The 15,582-nt window shown below is 58.5% G+C and carries 16 protein-coding genes; 4 read left to right on the forward strand and 12 right to left on the reverse strand.

Annotated features, from left to right (window positions below):
* Positions 1–146: 146 nt before the first annotated feature.
* Positions 147–398, reverse strand: coding sequence for a hypothetical protein (locus RBB62_RS00255; RefSeq protein ID WP_309395867.1), 252 nt, complete (start codon positions 396–398; stop codon positions 147–149).
* Between the two features lie 440 nt (positions 399–838).
* Here RBB62_RS00255 and RBB62_RS00260 point away from each other — a divergent pair, with 440 nt between their 5' ends.
* Complete coding sequence (locus tag RBB62_RS00260; protein WP_309395869.1) at positions 839–1,582, forward strand: glycerophosphodiester phosphodiesterase; 744 nt, start codon at positions 839–841, stop codon at positions 1,580–1,582.
* A gap of 174 nt (positions 1,583–1,756) precedes the next feature.
* Here RBB62_RS00260 and RBB62_RS00265 read toward each other — a convergent pair whose 3' ends face one another.
* A complete protein-coding gene (locus RBB62_RS00265) occupies positions 1,757–2,713 on the reverse strand; it encodes a dTDP-4-dehydrorhamnose reductase family protein (protein WP_309395870.1) in 957 nt (318 codons plus the stop codon).
* Between the two features lie 176 nt (positions 2,714–2,889).
* Positions 2,890–4,074: an enoyl-ACP reductase FabV gene (gene fabV / locus RBB62_RS00270; RefSeq protein WP_309395872.1), complete on the reverse strand. Its 1,185-nt coding sequence runs from the start codon at positions 4,072–4,074 to the stop codon at positions 2,890–2,892.
* A gap of 454 nt (positions 4,075–4,528) precedes the next feature.
* Between fabV and ppnP the strand changes: the two genes are divergently transcribed.
* Positions 4,529–4,849, forward strand: a complete 321-nt coding sequence (ppnP, locus tag RBB62_RS00275) for a pyrimidine/purine nucleoside phosphorylase (RefSeq protein ID WP_343219057.1) — start codon at positions 4,529–4,531, stop codon at positions 4,847–4,849.
* Between the two features lie 122 nt (positions 4,850–4,971).
* Here the strand turns inward: ppnP and RBB62_RS00280 are convergent, their stop codons facing one another.
* Both RBB62_RS00280 and RBB62_RS00285 read right to left on the reverse strand, forming a co-directional pair.
* Positions 4,972–5,217 carry a ferredoxin gene (locus tag RBB62_RS00280; protein ID WP_309395876.1) on the reverse strand — a complete coding sequence of 82 codons (246 nt, stop codon included), beginning with the start codon at positions 5,215–5,217 and terminating at the stop codon, positions 4,972–4,974.
* On the reverse strand, positions 5,214–6,485 hold the full coding sequence (locus RBB62_RS00285) for a peptidase U32 family protein (RefSeq protein WP_309395878.1): 1,272 nt from the start codon (positions 6,483–6,485) through the stop codon (positions 5,214–5,216). Before RBB62_RS00285 ends, RBB62_RS00280 begins: the two co-directional genes overlap by 4 nt.
* A 78-nt stretch (positions 6,486–6,563) precedes the next feature.
* Here RBB62_RS00285 and RBB62_RS00290 point away from each other — a divergent pair, with 78 nt between their 5' ends.
* Entirely contained in the window at positions 6,564–6,722 is a 159-nt protein-coding gene (locus RBB62_RS00290) for a hypothetical protein (RefSeq protein WP_309395880.1), read from the forward strand.
* Between the two features lie 72 nt (positions 6,723–6,794).
* On the opposite strand, the gene RBB62_RS00295 is transcribed toward RBB62_RS00290, so the two are convergent.
* From RBB62_RS00295 to RBB62_RS00320, 6 genes are all read right to left on the reverse strand, one after another.
* Positions 6,795–7,349: a transglycosylase SLT domain-containing protein gene (locus tag RBB62_RS00295; protein ID WP_309395882.1), complete on the reverse strand. Its 555-nt coding sequence runs from the start codon at positions 7,347–7,349 to the stop codon at positions 6,795–6,797.
* Positions 7,350–7,446: 97 nt separating this feature from the next.
* Positions 7,447–8,496, reverse strand: coding sequence for an N-acetylneuraminate synthase family protein (locus RBB62_RS00300; RefSeq protein WP_309395884.1), 1,050 nt, complete (start codon positions 8,494–8,496; stop codon positions 7,447–7,449).
* A 115-nt stretch (positions 8,497–8,611) separates the two neighbouring features.
* Positions 8,612–10,009 (reverse strand): PDZ domain-containing protein, encoded by a 1,398-nt coding sequence (locus RBB62_RS00305; protein WP_309395886.1) that lies wholly within the window; start codon positions 10,007–10,009, stop codon positions 8,612–8,614.
* A gap of 210 nt (positions 10,010–10,219) precedes the next feature.
* Positions 10,220–10,495 carry a hypothetical protein gene (locus RBB62_RS00310; RefSeq protein WP_309395888.1) on the reverse strand — a complete coding sequence of 92 codons (276 nt, stop codon included), beginning with the start codon at positions 10,493–10,495 and terminating at the stop codon, positions 10,220–10,222.
* A gap of 6 nt (positions 10,496–10,501) precedes the next feature.
* Entirely contained in the window at positions 10,502–10,900 is a 399-nt protein-coding gene (locus tag RBB62_RS00315) for a hypothetical protein (RefSeq protein WP_309395890.1), read from the reverse strand.
* An 82-nt stretch (positions 10,901–10,982) separates the two neighbouring features.
* Positions 10,983–11,855: a GNAT family N-acetyltransferase gene (locus RBB62_RS00320; RefSeq protein WP_309395891.1), complete on the reverse strand. Its 873-nt coding sequence runs from the start codon at positions 11,853–11,855 to the stop codon at positions 10,983–10,985.
* Between the two features lie 145 nt (positions 11,856–12,000).
* Here RBB62_RS00320 and RBB62_RS00325 point away from each other — a divergent pair, with 145 nt between their 5' ends.
* Positions 12,001–13,617 carry a Na/Pi cotransporter family protein gene (locus RBB62_RS00325; protein WP_309395893.1) on the forward strand — a complete coding sequence of 539 codons (1,617 nt, stop codon included), beginning with the start codon at positions 12,001–12,003 and terminating at the stop codon, positions 13,615–13,617.
* A 108-nt stretch (positions 13,618–13,725) separates the two neighbouring features.
* On the opposite strand, the gene RBB62_RS00330 is transcribed toward RBB62_RS00325, so the two are convergent.
* A complete protein-coding gene (locus tag RBB62_RS00330) occupies positions 13,726–15,264 on the reverse strand; it encodes a pyridoxal-phosphate dependent enzyme (protein WP_309395895.1) in 1,539 nt (512 codons plus the stop codon).
* Between the last annotated feature and the right edge of the window lie 318 nt (positions 15,265–15,582).

The following is a 15,582-nucleotide window of genomic DNA, read 5'->3' on the forward strand; positions in this document are numbered from 1 at the left end:
ATTTGGCAACGTGCCGTTGCATCCGGATTTGCCATTGGGCAAATGGCTTATTGAACTGAATGAGGTAGGGCGACGCTTACCATTCGACTTGGCACATGTCAGGCAAGCGAGCCGCACGCTGCCTCACGTCTATCCGTTAGTGTTTCTCAGAGAATGCCGAACCATTTGTAGATGACAAAGGCGTAGTCGCGAAGTGGTTCGAACAACGGTGTGTCTTCAATGCATTTCATTGGCTTGTAAAAGGATACCAGAACACCCACACTCCAGCCCATTTTCGTGAAGAGCACGAATAAAAACGGCATAATCAGCACATAAACCACCGGCACGGCTATGATCAGCGCAATCGTCGTCGGCCCTTCTTTGGACCAGTTGGCGTCGTCGGATGCTTGGTCGGACATGGCGGAGTTGTCTGCGATTTTTGGCAAATGCTGCGGGCAGCCTTGGGCTCTGGTTACAAAGGGACTTTGAGCCAGTGGAACATTTTTTCATAATACCATATCAGCGGTTTTACGATTGCGGTATCTTCGATAGGAGAAAACACCCACTCCAATGGTTTGTAGAATATCTCTAGGGATGCTTCAGTGCCCCCCGCGGCGAGCCATACTTTGGCCACGAAGGGAACCGATAACACGTAGAGCACAAATCCCAATGATACCGCAGTGATGGATACGACGGCGAAGTTACTGTTATTGCTCTCTGTGGATGAATCGGGCACGGCTGTTTATTATCGTTAATATCACATCCTATGGAGGTCAATGGTTCTTCGATGAAGTAAAGATGAGGTGAAAATTCGATTTCCTTACTGACAACATTAGCGATTCGTGGATGATCCGGGCCAATGCGCATCATTGCCCACCGTGGAGCCTCGGGCTCGGCTCCGGAAAACACCTTGGCCGCGATCAACCGTGCTTGGGAGATTGGCGCTGACGGCGTTGAGGTGGATGTCCACCTGACCAAGGACCACGTGCCTGTCGTGATTCACGACTCGGACACCAAGCGCGTGGCGGGCCGGAAACTAATCATCAAGCAGACGACCTATGCTGAGCTTTGCGAACTGGATGTCGGCTCGTGGAAAGGCCCGGAGTTTGCGGGCGAGCGCATTCCGCGGCTTGACGAGGTGCTGGCCTCGATGCCGGCGCGTAAGAACTTCTTTGTCGAAATTAAGGATGTGTCGGGCAATGACCTCGCCCGCGCGCTGGAGCCGATTTTCCGCGACAACCCGCAGTTTGTCACTGAGCGCCAGGTTTTCCTGATGAGCTTTTATCCGGACGCACTTTGGCCGATGGCGGCGCGGTTTCCCGATCTGACTTTGCTGCTGCTCGTTGACAAGCTGAACCGTATTCCGCGTCAATTGCCAGACAAGCTGCCGCATGACTCGCTGCCCGTGCATGGGCTTGGCTTTTCGCACAAGCTGAAGCTCGATGACGAGCGCCGGGAGAAGTTGCTGTCCGCCGGAGCGATCATGAATGTATGGACTGTCAATGAACCGTCGGAGCGGGAAAAGTGGGAGGCCGCGGGTTTTGATTTCTTAACGACCGACGTGCCGGAATTGTTTATTCGCCAGCATTCGGCCAAAGGCTGAGGGGCAGGGGGTAGGCAGATGGGGTGCGGCGCGGGGATGCGCCTGCGCTCCTAAGAGTGATGGGTTAAAATTGAGAGGCAGCTTGCGGCTTGTCTGGAGACTGCGCCCTACCTCATTTAGTTGGATAGGCCATTTTTGCAGTGCAAAAATCTCTCCGGTGCAGCGGGACGCTGCCTAGAAGTCGCGGCCTTTGACGAAGCGTTCGCGGGGGGCTTCGGTGGGTTGGCCGGTCATGGTGGCATACCAGGCGCGGCAGAGGGGGGGGACCTCCATGTCGTCGACTTGTTGGTCGTAGCAACGGGAGGGCGTGCGCAGCTTGGAGGCCAGCGGATGCAGGTTCAGGCGCAGGTCGAGGGGGCGGTCGGCCGGGGCCTCGACGGCCTCGATTAAATCTTCCGGCAGGCCAAAGCGCTCGATGATGCGCTTGCCCATTTCGTAACGGGAAATTTCGTCCGGGCCAGCCCAGTGGAAAATGCCATGAAGGTTGGGGCGCTCGCAGAGCTCGGCCAGGACGTCGGCCAGGTTATCCACGCTGAGCGGCTGGCGGATTTCGTTGGTAAAGAGGGGGGTGCGCTTGCCCTCGGCCCACTGCTTGAAGAGCTTTTCGTGGACGGAGCGTTCGCCGCCGGGGCTGTTGCCGGTGAGGATCGCGATGCGGAGAACGGTCGCGAACTCCTTGCCAAACTTGAGGACCTCGCGCTCGGCGAGCATCTTCGTTTGGCCGTAAAGGTTGCGCGGGTTGGGGGCGTCGGTCGTTTGAAACGGGCCTTCCTCGCCGTCGAATACCATATCCGTCGACAAGTGATAAAACCGCGCCGACAGGTGGTTGGACAGCATGGCGAGGTGGCGGGGGAGGGCGACGTTGATCTTCTCCGCTAGCTCGGGATTGGCGTCAACGCTGGCGGGGTTGGAAATGGCCGCGCAGTTGACGATGATGTCTGGAAACTCCTCCAGGATCAGCGCCTCGATCTCCTCCAGCGACGAGAGGTCCATCTGCCGCCCCACGGTCTGGGGGGGGAGGGGGGCTTCGCGCGTATTGGACACCGCAATGATGTCATGCTTGCGCCGCGCGGCTTCCCGAAGGAACGCTGCGCCGGTGAGTCCACTGGCTCCGGTGACGATGATTTTCATGCTGATTTGAATGGGATTGCGGAATGCGGAAGGGGGGGAGGGTTACGGATTTTTTTAACTACGAATGTCGCGAATGGACGCGAATCCAGCAGCGTGTGTTCCCTAAAAGTATAACTTAAGGATCGCGTATTTCTGGATTCGCGAAAATTCGCGCGATTCGTAGTTAACCTCGCGTCCTACCCGATGCTGGGGATGGGGACTTCGATTTCGACTTCGGCGTCGTAGTCCACGCCGTCGAGGCCGAAGCCGAATAGCTTCAGGAACTCGCTTTGGTAGAATTCGAAGTCGGTGTCGCTCTTGAGGTTGTCCGTGGAGATCGTTGGCCAGATGGCGGTGGCGGCTTCCTGGACGTCTTCGCGCATTTCCCAGTCGTCGACGCGGATCAGGTCCTTTTCGTCGGTCACGACGCCGCTTGCGCCGTAAATCTTTTCGCGGAACATGCGGTCCATCTGCTCGATGCAGCCTTCGTGGATGCCCTTTTCGCGCATGACCTTGTAAAGGATCGAAATGTAAAGCGGGACCACCGGGATCGCCGAGCTGGCCTGGGTGACGAGCGCCTTGTTGACGGATACATACGCGTCGTAGCCAGCGATGCGGAGTTCGCCCGCGGTGGACTCAAGGTGTTCCTTGGCCTTGCCGATGGTGCCTTCGCGGTAGATCGGGTAAGTGAGGACGGGCCCGATGTAGCTGTAGGCCACGGCCTTGGCGCCAGGGGCCAGGGCGTCGGCTTCGCGCAGGGCGTTCATCCACAGAGTCCAGTCTTCGCCGCCCATGACCTTCTGGGTGTTGGCGATGTCTTCCTCGGTCGCGGGGGGGAGGGAGGCTTCGGTGATCAGCTCCTTGTCGGTGTCGACGCTCTTGGCGGTGAACTCTTCGCCGATCGGCTTGAGCACGCTCTTGTATTTCTCGCCCGTGGCCGGATCGACGCGGACGGGGGAGGCCAGCGAGTAAACGACGAGGTCTACCTGGCCGAGGTCGGCCTTGAGGGTGTCGATGGTTTGCTGGCGGATTTCGTTGGAAAAGGCGTCGCCGTTGATGCTCTTGGCGTAGAGGCCGGCCTCGGTGGCGTATTGCTCGAAGGCGGCGGAGTTATACCAGCCAGCGGAGGCGGGGCGGCCCTTGTCGCTGGGGCGCTCGAAGAAAACGCCGAGCGTGTCGGCGCCGCAGCCAAAGGCGGCGGTGATGCGGGTGGAGAGGCCATAGCCGGTCGAGGCACCGATGATGAGCACCTTCTTGGGGCCGCCTTCGATCGGGCCATTGCCCTTCACGTAGTCGATTTGTTCCTGCACGTGCTTGGCGCAGCCGGTGGGGTGGGAGGTCACGCAGATGAAGCCGCGGACGCGAGGTTTAACAGTCGTCATAGTCATGATGTTTGCTGGGAGATTAGGTTGGGAGGAAAAAGATTAAAGGAAAAAGGAAAAAGTCTGGCTAATGTGTTGCTGGGCTTGGTTTGCTGATTTCGGAGGTAATTATAGCAGGTTTTTGGAATTCGCCAATGACTCGGCTGGCTACACAGGCTGCGTGGGCTATATTGGCTGCGTGGGGCACTTTTTTTATATTATGTCTAGTTTTCGGCGCCACTGAGTGGCTTTCAGTAGCTCTGACTAATAGTGAGTAGCTCTCACTCGTGCTCACTGGAGATAACATGAAGTTGCCGTATGAGCAAACCGGGTTTCGCTTAATCTGGGGCGCATGCTCCGTCTATCATTTTGTCTGGGTTGGCTCACCATGTGGCAGATTACGAACGTAGTTTTGCCAAAAATGGCTAGAAAAAATGGCGTTGCTATTTCCGGGCGGCGTGCCGAGATAGGGCGCATGTTCGAAACCTTTGACAACGTTCAGATCCTCAAGAAAGCCAATGTTTACTTCGACGGCAAGGTGACCAGCCGCACCGTCGTGTTTGCCGATGGCACGAAGAAGACGCTCGGCTTCATGCAAGCCGGTGATTACGAGTTTGGCACTGAAGCGCCCGAGCTCATGGAAATGCTGGGCGGCGAGATGGAAGTCCGCCTCGACGGCTCCGAAGAGTGGAAGACCTACACCGCTGGTGATTCCTTCGATGTGCCCGGCAGCTCGAAGTTCTTCCTCAAGGTGAAGGACGGCGGCGCCGACTACTGCTGCTCTTACCTGAGCTAAGTCGCACCCAAAGAATTTTGCAAAAGCCCTGCTGGCAACGGCAGGGCTTTTTTGTGGAGTCAGGTAGGGCGCAGTCTCCAGACAAGCCGCGGCATCGGAGTGGCATTTGCCCAATGGGCAAATCAATCGGTCGAGCAGGATGCTCGCTGGCGGATGATGTTGACGGGGCAGCCGGCTTCGGCTTCTTCGAGCGCGGCCTGGTCTTCGGGGAAGCCCTCGCTGTATTCGAAAACTTTGTCGCGGCGGATGACGTTGATCAGCTGCGCCTCGCCGTTTTCGTCCATCTGAAAATAGCCGGGCGCGACCTCTGCGCACAGCATGCAGCCGATGCACTCGGGCTTTTTGTGCGCGATGGAAATCATCTTCATTGAGCGGTGGCGGGCTGAGGTTGGGCGACGGGAACCATCAGGTAGCACTTGTCATTGGGGCGCACGCGCTCGGGAACTTTGATGCTGAAGACATCGCCGGACTTCACTTTTTCCACGGGACCGGCATCGAGGTGAATGGCCTCCACCTTGCCTTCGACGACGCCGCTCGTTTCGCCGATAATGACAAATTCGTCGCCGACTTTGACTTCGCGGATGGCCTTGATTTCCGCCACGCCGATCTTCGCGTAGTAATGCGTCACGTGGCCAGCCATGAGCTTCTGGTGAGTCGCCTTGGAGCCATAGGCGTTCGACCAGCCTTGCTGGCGGCCGAGGTAATAACCGCTCGAATGATCGCGGTTGTAAACCTTTTTGAGGTCGCCCTGAAGCTGCTCGACAAACTGCGGGTTATACGCGCCAGCGTGAATCGCATCGACTGCTCGGCGGTAGGCGCGGATGACGAGCTTTACGTATTCGGGTGAGCGCGCGCGGCCTTCGATCTTTAGCGTGTGGACGCCGGCGTCGATGACTTGGTCGAGAAATTCAATCGTGGAAATATCGCTCGGCGACATGACGAAGTTGTTGTCCACTTCGAGCTGCTGGCCGGTTTCCTTGTCGGTAACGATGTATTCCTTGCGGCAGTTTTGGATGCACGCGCCGCGGTTGGCCGAGGCGTTGTCCGTGTAAAGCGACATGCCGCAGCGGCCCGACACCGCGATGCACAACGCGCCGTGAGCAAAGGCTTCGATCTCCACAATGCGGCCGCTCGGTCCACGCAAATCCGCGGCGACGACCTGCTGCCGAATCTTGCGAATCAGCGACAGGTTGAGCTCGCGCGCCAGCACGATGCGGTCGGCAAACTGCGCGTAAAATTTAAACGACTCGAAATTGGAAACGGACAGCTGCGTGGACAAGTGAACTTCCAAACCGAGCTCGCGGGCCTTCAGGATGCATGCCATGTCGGCCGCGATGACCGCGTGGACGCCTTCTTTTTGCGCGACTTCGAGCAGCTCGAAACAGAGCTTCAAGTCGTGGTCGTAGAGCAGCGTGTTGAGCGTCAGGTAGCCGCGGATGTTGGCCTCGCGGCAGCGGCGCATGATCTCCGGCAAGTCCTCAAGGTGAAACGAACGACGCGCGCGGGCGCGCATGTTGAGCTGCGCCAGGCCGAAGTAAACGGCGTCGGCGCCAGCGTCGATGGCGGCTTGCAGCGAAGCATAATCCCCGGCGGGCGCGAGGATCTCAACGTGGTTCTCTCGAAGATTGTTTTTCATGAGGAGAACCTAACATCGGGTAAGCTTTCGCGGGCGGGGTCAAGGCTGGAACGCTGGCCTGCGTTCCTCCGTAGCCGCTTGAGCTTGGATTACGCGTTGACGGTGAGTAGCTTGGCGCTGCCGGCTTCGATGGTTAATTTTCCGCCGTCCGGCGCGCACGTCGTCAATGCCGGTGTCGATTGCGGCGTTCGTCGTTTGCTCGCAGACTTGCTTGGTCGTATTGGCGTTGACGGATGAGAGAGTCAGCCAACCGGTATCAAGAATGATCTCGCCCGCTTCAAATTTGCAGGGCCAGTAATGTAGAAACGCTTATTGCGCGGGGGCTTGCGGGATTTCCACGGGGTCGGTCACGCCGGCAAACAGTTGCTGGTAAATCAGGTTGTGCGGCTTGTCGAGGCGGCTCGGGCGGAAGTCGGCATCCTTCAGCGCATAGGGGCCGTAGCGGTAGCTCGCGGCGAGGTTAGAGTAGCTGAAGGCGTTGTTTTCGTTGAGGAAATCCTTGAGGTGGTTGAGATACGCCACACCGACTTCGAGGTTCGCCTTTGGGTTGTAAGCCTGTGAGTAGGGGCGTTTGCTGACCTCTTTCCAGGCGACTTTGCTGAGCTGCATAAGGCCCTTGGCATAGCCACTGTTGGCGCGCGGATCGAGGGTGCTTTCGGCCACGCAGATCGCGTAAACGAAGTTTGGGTCGAGGTCGCCGGCTTTGGCCGCTTGTTCGATGTCGACCCAGATTTGGTATTTCCCCTCGGGGCTTTTGATCTGCGAAAACCCCGGCCGCGCCAACGAAAAGAACACCGCAAAGATCACCACCGCAGCGATGGACAGCATGTACTCAGGTTGTTGCAGCTGGCGTAAATTCGGCATGAGGGGAGGCTAGCTACTTCGCTAAAGGCGAACCAGCAAAAACTGGCAATGCGTGTTTTAAAACAGGAAGACCGGAAAGCCAGCGAGACGTTATCCTTTAACCCGCTGGCGCGTTGTATTTGCGGCGTAGTTCCCAGACCTTGGCGGCGTCTTCAAAGAGCGTTTTGCAGACGTCGGGTGTGATGGACTGCTTGGGGTCGTCGCCGATGCCGTGACTCGGGTCAATGTGTGCTTCCACGACTACGCCGTCCGCGCCGTAAGCCATCGCAGCGAGCGCGGCACCGGGCACGTAACGCGCGCGACCCACCGAGTGCGACGGGTCGACCACGACCGCTGCCCAGGTCTTTTCCTTGAGGAGTTGCGTGATGCATTCGTCGGGGTGGTTGCGGTAGCCGTTCATCGCCGGCAGGGTGCCGCGTGGGCAAAGGAGGATGTTGGGGTTGCCGGCGGCGGCAATGTATTCGGCGGCGGCCAGGAATTCGTCGACCGGCGCCATGGGGCGTCCGCGCTTGAGCAGCACGGCGGTCTGCGTACCGGCGGTGGCGGCACCGATCTTGCGCAGGAGCGGGTAGTTGAGCGCGTTGCGGGCGCCGATTTGAATCATGTCTACCTTGGCCTTGGTGACGAGCTGGAGCTGCTCGTTGTCCATGACTTCGGTGTTGATTGGCAGGCCGGTGCGTTCACGCGCTTCGAGCAGAATTTCGAGCGCCTTCTGGTCGCCCTGGTAAGAGTAGGGCATGGTGCGGGGCTTCCATACGCCGCCGCGCAACATGTGGGCACCGGCTTCCTTGAGGGCCTCGGCGGTTTCGTAAAAGAGGTTAGGCTGCTTGGGATCGATCGTGCAATGACCGGCAATGAACAAAGGCTGGCGGCCGACGCTGACGCCGGTGATAAAGAACTCGCCATTGGCCAGCTCGGAATGGATATCCATGAGCCGGTAGGGCGAGTCGATCTGGTCCACGCGGTCGACGTATTCCAAGCCGAGGATGCGGTTGATCATCGTCTCGTGACGCTCGTCGCCAAGGATGGCGTAGATGCTGCGCTTGGCGCCGACGATGGGCTGAATCGTGCAGCCGAATTCTGCAACGATGGCATGGACTTCGGCCAACTGGGCCTCGGTCAGCTTCGGTTCATTGGGGATGATCATGGATGGAAATGATGAATTATGAATTCAGAATTATGAAACATGCGTGTCCCTGGCAAGCTGTGTCAGTTTACGCGATGGCTTTCATCATTCATAATTCTGAATTCAACATTTTTTATTACTTCAGTTTAGCGCGGAGAACTTTGGTCTCGTTGTTGCGCTCGATGAGGAGGAGCAGCTCTTCGCGGGCGGTGTCGTTGTTGGCTGCTTCGAGCGCGGCGATGGCAGCCGCATAGCTGTCCACGGCTTGGCCATCGACTTCCTTTATCCAGTCGCCGGGCTGGAGCTCAGCGGATTGGACGGGGCTGTTCGGCTTGATGAAGTCCACGATGGCGGCGTCGATATCGGCGCGGAGTTCGCGCTTGGAGAGGGCGTCGACGAGGGTAAACTCACGGGCGGACATGCCGAGGTTGTCGAAGTATTCGCGCTTGGCTTCCTTGAGGTTGATCGGCTGTTCGCCAATGACGATTTCGATCTCCTTGCCGTTGTTGCCACTGATGACGTCGAGCGTGACCTTCTCACCGACCTCGGTTTCCAGGATGGCTTTTTCAAACCACTGGGTCGTCACGAAGTCGGGGGAGAACTTGGGCAGCTTTTCGCCGTTGATGCCGATCACGATGTCGCGCGACTTGAGGCCAGCATTCGCAGCAGGGCTGTTTTCCACAACATCGCTCACGCTGAGCGCGCCTTGGTCGGTGAGGCCCATTATTTCGGCGACTTCGCGGTCGAGCGCCTGCATGCCGGAAACGCCGAGCCACGGGCGCTTTTCGCCGCTGACCACGGTGGGGATCATAGCGGCGTATTTCATGAAGACTTCAGCCGTGATGAAGGCGTTGGATTCGCGGACCATTTGCACGGCGGCGTTGAACTTACGGCCGTTCATGTAGAGGATTTTTTCGTCGGTGGTGGGCGGGCCTCCCCAGCCAGCAAACTGCCCTTGCGCGTCGAAGACGATGGAGCCGGGCGAGGTGACGGGCCGGTCGCCGAAGCCCACCAGCCAGGGCAGCGGCTTTTGTGCGCTCACACGGGCGCTGAGGAAGTAGGGCGTGAAGTTCCAGCTGTCTCCCATCACCGCGATCCCCCACACAAAGGAGCCAGTCTTGAGCTTGGCTTGGCCGAAGTCCTGGATTGGCTTCAGCTCCTGCATCGCGGCTTCATCCACCTTCAGGTAGTGCCAGGTGCTGATGTAGTTTTGGCCGACGTAAGTCGCGTCCCAGCCGTCTCCGTCTTCGCCGAGGACCTTGACCTTGAAGTCTTTAAAACGTTCGGGCGGCACCCAGCCTGGGACTGAGCCATCAAGCAGGATGATGTGCCCCTGGTCATCGAAAACGATGCCGATGGCAGTCATCGGCGTGCGGTCGATGTCGTTCTGGATGAAATATTCCACCGCGACGACGCTTTTGCTGCGCTCGTCGAACTGCTGTTCGAAGTCCCCCGGAATGGACTCAGCGCGCGCGCCGGTAGCGGCCAGCGCAGTTAAGACGACTAGTAAGAGTGAGCGAAGTGGGTAACTCATGACGGCGCAGTCAAGCGGGTCATTGTCCCCTAGGCAACCCTGTAAAAACAAAGCCGGCCGGTTCGTGGGGCGAACCGACCGGTCATCAGGGGTGATGAGGAGAACAAGCTATCGGGTATTTACGTAATCCGTTATTTGCTCGCTTGGCAAGCGAAACTTACACTAATTTAGCAAATTATTTATGCTAATGCTGGGGCGGCGTTGCGACAGTTAGAACGTTGCCCATAATGCGCCGGTCGAAACCAGTAAAAGCGCCGCGCCGATCAGGAAGCTTTGGCGCGCCTCGGGGTCGAGTTTCCAGCGATGAAAAGCGGCGATGGCGGCTGCTAGACCAGTCCAAGCCAAGACGACATCGAATAGGGAACCGCTCTTGTTAGCGGCCAAGTCACGCTCGGTTTGCTGGGCATGAAAGGTGAGTAGTCCAGCCATCAGCATCGCCCCGCCGATTGCTGCCGCCAAAGCGAGAAGGATGCGGAGGATGACCAATTTAGCTCAGGGATTAGTCTTGCGAAGGCGTGAGCGGCGCAATCGATACGCACAAACTCCGAGCAGCGCGACTAGCGGTAGCCAGAAAGCCAAAGGCTCGGGCACACTTGCCCATGGTATTTGATCGTTGATGGAGATGAAGTCGTTATTGTAGGTCGTTCCACCGTAGAAAGGCACATCCACGTGCGTCCACGTGCTAGAGCCCAAAACGAGCAGCGTGCCCAAGTCGTCTCCGAACAAGGTGCCCGAGTCGTCTTCGACCAAGGTGCTAAAGTCCAGTGGGAGGCTAGTGACGTTGCTCAAGTCGTAAATCTCTAGATTCAGCTGTGCATCGTATACCACTCCCCCGCCAGCGTTTTCAATTGTAACGCTAGAGGCTGAAAAACTACTGTAGCCGAGGGACATGGTTTCTATGGCAACAGCGTCGCATAGCGTTGTCCAGTGTTAAATGGATACAAAAAATGCTTAGCAGTTCTTTTGTGCCTGATTAGCCAAGCTCAAACGTCGTGATGCCGTAGATGTTCGCCCAGGGGAGCGTGGGCGCGGGGCCGTAATACATGCGGGCGCAGCCGAAGACTTCCTGCATGCCGTTGGCCTCGGCGAGGGCGAGGGCGGCAGGGTTGTTCTCGGGGGTGTCGAGGAAGAGTGGCTCGCCGCAGGCGCGGTCGCTGAGGGCGGCAAAGAGGTCGGCGGCGGTCTGGGCGTCGTCAGCGAACAGGGGGCCAATTTTGTAGCCTTCCTGGCAGGCGCGGACCACGCCCATGCCGGCGAGCTGGCCGTCCTTTACGGCGCCGAGCGCGAGGCCTTCCGCGGGGTTGATCCAGCGGCGGAGAAACTCCTCGCGGGCAAAGCCAAAGTGCTTCGTGTCGTAGGCCAGGACGTCGCTAAACGGCGCATCGGAGAGCTCCAGCATCTTGCCCTTGGGCTGCCCGGCCTTGCCGACGCCGGCCATGCGCAGGTTGCGATGGGTAAATTGGAAACCGCCCTTGGCATACCAGTCCTGCATGTCGAACACGCCATCCATGGCGATCGCGGCGCCGGGCTGGAGCTTGCCCTTGAGCGTGTCGCGGCGCCAGAACCAGAACTTCGTGCCGAGGCCCTTGTTGCGTAGGTCGGGCCGCATGATGAAGAAGCCCATGAAGCCGAACGCGCCGCCGTAGTTGACGATGGAGCCTGTGCCGACGACTTCGCCATCGAGGCAAGCCGCGACGAAGCCCTCGGGGTCCGTGGCCCAGAAAATATCGGCGTCGTGCTTGCCGGGGTTCCAGCCTTCGCGGGCGGCCCATTGGACGGCGATATCGAGCTCTTCGCGGCTCATCGTGCGGAAGGTCAGTTGGTCAGCGAGGGCGTCGTGGTGCATGGCGCGATGCTGGGATTTTCGTGCGGAGCAGGCAACAAATTTCACCTCGCCGTCACAGGTAGGGGCGACATTCCGTTGACGTGTGGCCCTAAGTGGTTGGACTTGAACGTATGCGAGATCTCGCTAAGGCTCCGCTGCGAACCAAATGACCAAGCAACTGCTCTACATCCTGGCCGGTCTGGGCCTTTTTTTTGTTGGCATTAAAATGCTCAACAAAAATTTGCGCGTCATGGCCAGTGGACCGTTTAGGCGGTTGGCGCGCAAGATGAGCGCCAATGTCGTCGTGGCGGCGTTTTGGGGTGCGGTGTCGGGCTTTGCCACGCAGAGTGGGCGCACGACTTCGCTGATTCTCGCCAGCCTGGTGCAGGGGCGGATCGTGGAGGTGCGTTCGGCGACGCCGCTCGTACTTTGGGCGAACCTCGGTTGCACGCTGATTGTCTTCGCGGCGGTATTTCCCTTTGATTATTTTGTGCTGTTCGTGCTCGGTGTGAGTGGCATTTGCACGGCCTTTGAAATACCGAAGAAATGGAAGACAGGCGTCACCGCGGTCTTTGGCTTGTCATTGATGTTATTTGGCCTCGCGGAAATCTCGGCGGCCGCGCGTGAGTTTACGCACTACGGCTGGTTTGAGGATTCGATGGAGCTGATTAACCAGTCGTTCATCTTCGCATTTGTCATCGGGCTGGCGCTGACGGTGATCTGCCAGTCGCACATGGCGATCATTCTGATTACATTGGCTATGGCCAGCAGCGGTTTCTTTGACTTCGAGCACGCAGTGATGGTGATCTACGGCACGCATGTTGGCTCAAGCGTGATCACTTACCTAACGGGCGCGCATTTCAAGGGGCGCGCTCAGCAACTGGTTTGGGCGCAGATTCTTTATAACCTCGTGGCAGTGGCGCTGTTTCTGGCCCTGTTTTTCGTGGAGCAAATTTCCGACAAGCACTTGCTGCATGACTTGGCCAAGTCTCTGGCTGACGAAGTAGAAGTGCAGGCGGCGATTGTCGCGCTGTTGATGAACTTGGTGACGCCGCTGTTGCTAACGCTGAGCATTGGGCGCTTCATTTCGGCCTGCGAACGCATGTCGCCGCCCTCGGAAACGGAGGAGCTCTCGCAGCCGGAATACCTACAGGACGGCATGGCGAGCAGTCCGGTGGCGGGCCTGATGCTTTGCGAGAAAGAGCAATTTCGCCTGCTCCAGCGTCTGCCCCAATACCTGGCCAGCCTGCGCAAAGGCGAAGCGGCGCCGACGGTTGCGCCCGCTGCGTATCACCAGGCCTATGCGGAGATTTCCCGCCACATTTTGCATTTCCAAAGTTCGCTCATTTCGCATTCGCTCTCGGCGGAAGACACGGAGTGGCTGATCAATTTGCAGAACCGGCAGGAGCTGTTGACCACGATTGAAAATGCGTGCTTTAGCCTTTGCGAAGAACTGAGCAGCGCACAAACCAATGCGGACGTGCAGATGCTCGGGCAGCAAATCATCGAAGCGCTCGACACGATGATCCTCACCGCGATTGCCGCGCTGGAAGACAACGATCCCGCTGAGTGCGCATTGCTCGAAACCATGACCGCTGAGCGAGGCGAATCGATGGAGCAAATCCGCAAGCGCTATCTGGCGTCAGCGGATCTCCTGTCCGCGAACGGCCGAAATCAAGTCATGCTCATCACGAACATCTTCGAGCGCGCAAGTTGGTCCTTGGGCCGCCTTGGCAAACTCATCGCCAACAGCGACCGCAACAACATCGTGGAGGAAGATTAACTCGCGTATTCATGGCTTCGCTTTGGCTGGTCACGCCTCGCTGGCAACAATTCGTTGCCTCACATTTTGCGCAGCAAAATCTATGGGTGCAGCGGCACGCTGCCTGCGTTAGATGAGGCGGGCGGTGACGGAGTCCGGGAGCGGCTGGCAACTACGGTAGCCCTTGCCGCTGGTAGGGAGCCATTCCAGAAATGCACTGCGCTGCGCTGCTGCGGCAAACTCGAGGCCAATGAGGGCGCGGCCGATGCGTTCGCCGGTGTAGCGATAGTTGAAATAACAGAAGTTTGCGCGTCCGCGAATCGTCTCGGACAGGAAGTCGTGGAGGGCTCCCGGGCGCTCATAAAACTCGAGCTTGAGAAACACCGGGTGCTCCAAGAGCGGGCCGTTGCAAGCGATGGCGCGGAACTCGATGTCTTCGCTGCCGGAGACGTCTTCCCAGCGGTAGCCGCCGTCGTTGAGGCGCTGTTGAATTTCGGCAAGCTGCGTGGCGTCGCAATCGAGGCCAAAGATCGGCCAGGCTTGCTGGGCGTCGGTCTTGCCGTAGAGGAAGTCGTTGATGCTGACTCCGGCCAGGACACCGTCGAGCAGCTTGAGCATCGCGCCCGGTATTTCGGGGATGTTGATGCGCAGAAATTGACGTGGCTGCTGCGCTGAGCCGGTGCTTTCGGCGATGAGCGCAAGCTTGTTAAAATCCAGATTCGCCCCGCACAAAACCGTCAACACGCGTTTGCCCGCAAGCGAAGCTTTGCATTGCAAAGCTCCCGCCAGGCCCATCGCTCCAGCTGGCTCAGGGATGGCGCGCAGGCCGTCCCACATGATGCGGATGGCTTCGGAAACTTCGCGGTTGGTGACCGTGATGATGTCATCGAGCACCTCACGGCAAATTTCAAATGGCAGGTCGCCGGCTTGGCGGACAGCCGAGCCGTCGCAGAAGATATCGATGTGGTCGAGGCGCGTGGGTTTACCCGCGGCAAGCGCAGCCTTCATCGAGGCCTGATCGACGCCTTCAACGCCAATCAGCTTGATGTCGGGCCAAAACATTTTCAGCCAAGTGGCGACGCCGGACGCCATGCCGCCACCGCCGATTTGGAGAAAGGCGACGTCGAACGGACCCTTTCCAGACATGATGACCTCGTCCGCCAGGGAGCCCTGGCCCGCCATTACGTGGAGGTCGTCATAGGCATGGACGATGGTTCCCTTACTTTGCGATGCAAAGTCTTTGGCTGCCTGGACTGATTCATCATAGGCGTCGCCAACAAGGTGGATCGTTACTTGGTCTCCGCCGAGGCGCTTCACGGCGTTTTGCTTCACCGAGGGTGTGGTGCCGGGCATGAAGATATCCGCCTTCACCCCGAGCAGACCCGCGGCAAGGGCAACGCCTTGCGCGTGGTTACCGGCCGAGGCAGTGACTACGCCTGCCGCCGACTCTTCAGGCGTGAGCACGGCCATGCGGTTAAACGCACCACGCCACTTGTAGGCCTTAATGGCCGAGACGTCCTCGCGCTTGACCCAGATTTCGCCGTTGAAGTCGGGCAGCGGCAGCTGCTCCAGGGGCGTGGGTAAACCGGCCCGGTAAACACGTTGTCGGGCAAAGAGGATTTCCTGCCGCAGACGTCGCAGCAAGGGCATGGCTTCATCGGATTCCATGAGGCTACAATGCGGAGGGCATACGCCGGGCGCAAGTATGGGATTGCGACTGGTTTATCCGTTTAAAACACCCTGTCTGTCTTCCAATGGTTGCGCAATCTCGTATCATGTGAGGTTAATCGAAGGGCCCTCTAGTTGCGGTTTCCACAGATTCATGCAATGGGGAGAAAGGTGCTGCTATGAAGTTTTTTGAGTCAAGCACGGTGTTTGCTATGAAGTCCTCTCTGGGTTATTCGGGCTGGTAGCGCACCAAGTGTCAGGCGTATTCGACCAGCTTGGCGCGCGTGCTCGGATTGCCGGGCTGAGCATTTGCTGGAC

Source organism: Cerasicoccus maritimus (assembly GCA_031296935.1).
GTDB lineage: Bacteria > Verrucomicrobiota > Verrucomicrobiia > Opitutales > Cerasicoccaceae > Cerasicoccus > Cerasicoccus maritimus.

Excerpts from the sequence above, each read along its gene's own strand:
- RBB62_RS00280 (WP_309395876.1), bottom strand. The coding sequence starts at position 5,217 with ATGAAGATGATTTCCATCGCGCACAAAAAGCCCGAGTGCATCGGCTGC.
- RBB62_RS00305 (WP_309395886.1), bottom strand. The coding sequence starts at position 10,009 with ATGAGTTACCCACTTCGCTCACTCTTACTAGTCGTCTTAACTGCGCTG.
- RBB62_RS00265 (WP_309395870.1), bottom strand. The coding sequence starts at position 2,713 with ATGAAAATCATCGTCACCGGAGCCAGTGGACTCACCGGCGCAGCGTTC.
- RBB62_RS00260 (WP_309395869.1), top strand. The coding sequence starts at position 839 with ATGCGCATCATTGCCCACCGTGGAGCCTCGGGCTCGGCTCCGGAAAAC.
- RBB62_RS00330 (WP_309395895.1), bottom strand. The coding sequence starts at position 15,264 with ATGGAATCCGATGAAGCCATGCCCTTGCTGCGACGTCTGCGGCAGGAA.
- RBB62_RS00300 (WP_309395884.1), bottom strand. The coding sequence starts at position 8,496 with ATGATCATCCCCAATGAACCGAAGCTGACCGAGGCCCAGTTGGCCGAA.
- RBB62_RS00320 (WP_309395891.1), bottom strand. The coding sequence starts at position 11,855 with ATGCACCACGACGCCCTCGCTGACCAACTGACCTTCCGCACGATGAGC.
- fabV (WP_309395872.1), bottom strand. The coding sequence starts at position 4,074 with ATGACGACTGTTAAACCTCGCGTCCGCGGCTTCATCTGCGTGACCTCC.
- RBB62_RS00285 (WP_309395878.1), bottom strand. The coding sequence starts at position 6,485 with ATGAAAAACAATCTTCGAGAGAACCACGTTGAGATCCTCGCGCCCGCC.
- ppnP (WP_343219057.1), top strand. The coding sequence starts at position 4,529 with ATGTTCGAAACCTTTGACAACGTTCAGATCCTCAAGAAAGCCAATGTT.
- RBB62_RS00325 (WP_309395893.1), top strand. The coding sequence starts at position 12,001 with ATGACCAAGCAACTGCTCTACATCCTGGCCGGTCTGGGCCTTTTTTTT.
- RBB62_RS00315 (WP_309395890.1), bottom strand. The coding sequence starts at position 10,900 with ATGTCCCTCGGCTACAGTAGTTTTTCAGCCTCTAGCGTTACAATTGAA.
- RBB62_RS00295 (WP_309395882.1), bottom strand. The coding sequence starts at position 7,349 with ATGCCGAATTTACGCCAGCTGCAACAACCTGAGTACATGCTGTCCATC.
- RBB62_RS00255 (WP_309395867.1), bottom strand. The coding sequence starts at position 398 with ATGTCCGACCAAGCATCCGACGACGCCAACTGGTCCAAAGAAGGGCCG.